Annotated in this window: 2 protein-coding genes; both read right to left on the minus strand. The window is 77.9% G+C overall.

Annotated elements, in window-relative coordinates:
• Positions 1 to 140: 140 nt before the first annotated feature.
• Positions 141 to 653 carry an Rv3654c family TadE-like protein gene (locus ACFY5C_RS41825; protein WP_389455330.1) on the minus strand — a complete coding sequence of 171 codons (513 nt, stop codon included), beginning with the start codon at positions 651 to 653 and terminating at the stop codon, positions 141 to 143.
• Positions 654 to 670: 17 nt separating this feature from the next.
• On the minus strand, positions 671 to 1000 hold the full coding sequence (locus ACFY5C_RS41830; protein ID WP_389455332.1) for a TadE family type IV pilus minor pilin: 330 nt from the start codon (positions 998 to 1000) through the stop codon (positions 671 to 673).
• Positions 1001 to 1192 lie beyond the last annotated feature (192 nt).

Genomic DNA, 1192 nt, shown 5'->3' on the forward strand with positions numbered 1-1192 from the left:
CTCGGCCGGTACCTCGCGTAGCCCCTACGGCTCGCCGCCGCCCGGCGGGCCTCCTCCCTCTCGCGGGGTGGGCCCTTTCGGTCCCTCGGGCCCATTCAGTCCCGTGGGCCCGCCCGGCCCATTCGGCCCCTCGGCCCCCTTCAGTCCCCTGGCCACGCCCGGTTCTCCAGACCCACCCGCTCCTCGGTGCCGCCCGGTCCCTCGGGTGCGCCCCCTCCTCCGGTCCCGCCCGGCACCTCGAGTACGCCCCCTCCTGCAACCTCACCCGGTGCCCCAGGCACACCCGCTCCCCCGGGCCCCGCCCGAGCCCTGGCCTCCGCGGTGAAGGGCCCCCGTCCGGATGCCGCCGTCACGTCCGACACGTCACCCACGACCACGCACCGCACCAGGCGCGCCCCGCTCGCCTCGGCGACCCGCTCCGCCCGGGCGCAGGCCCCAGCCGTGCCCTCCGCCCAGTGGTCGGCCGCCGCGAGCGCCGCCAGATCCGCACCGCCCGCGGCCCGGTGCCGGATCACCACCGCCTGCCCGAGGGCCAGCACCACGCCGAACACGACGCACAGGACCGCGATCAGGCCGAGGCTCCAGGCGGTGGCCGACCCCCGATCGGACCCGGCGACACCTGCCCGGGACACCCCCGCGAGGCGCCTACGCACTCGTCCGCTCCCCGCGCTCACGGCTCCACCCCCACCATCTCCTCCGCCGACGCCACGGCCTCCTCGCGTACCTCGAACGGCAGCCCGCGCAGCATCGGCGGTCTGGCCACCACGACCACCCGGACCACGCCCCCTTCCCGGGCCACCGTGACCTTCGCGCCGCGCGGTGCGACGTCGCCGGCGACCTCGATGACGGCGTCGTCCGGGTCCTGCCGGGCTGCCGCGCGAGCCCCGGTGCGGGCCGCGTCCACGCACTGGATCTGCGCCGCCACCGCGAGCAGCCCCCACACCAGCGCCATGGCGAACAGCACGAGCACCGGCAGCACGACAGCCGACTCGGCCGTCACGAACCCCCGGTCCGAGCCGAGCACACCGACCCGGCCCTTCCTGTCTGCCCTGTCCGCCCGGCCTGCCCGGTCTGCCCGGCCTGCCCTGCCTGCCGCAGGGGCCCCGCGGGCCGGACGACCGCCCGGCCCGCGCCCCTCGCCCCGCTCACGCCCCGCCATCGAGCGCCCGCTTCACGATGCCCTGGAGCTCCG

The sequence above is a fragment of the Streptomyces sp. NPDC012935 genome, from assembly GCF_042900345.1.
GTDB lineage: Bacteria > Actinomycetota > Actinomycetes > Streptomycetales > Streptomycetaceae > Streptomyces.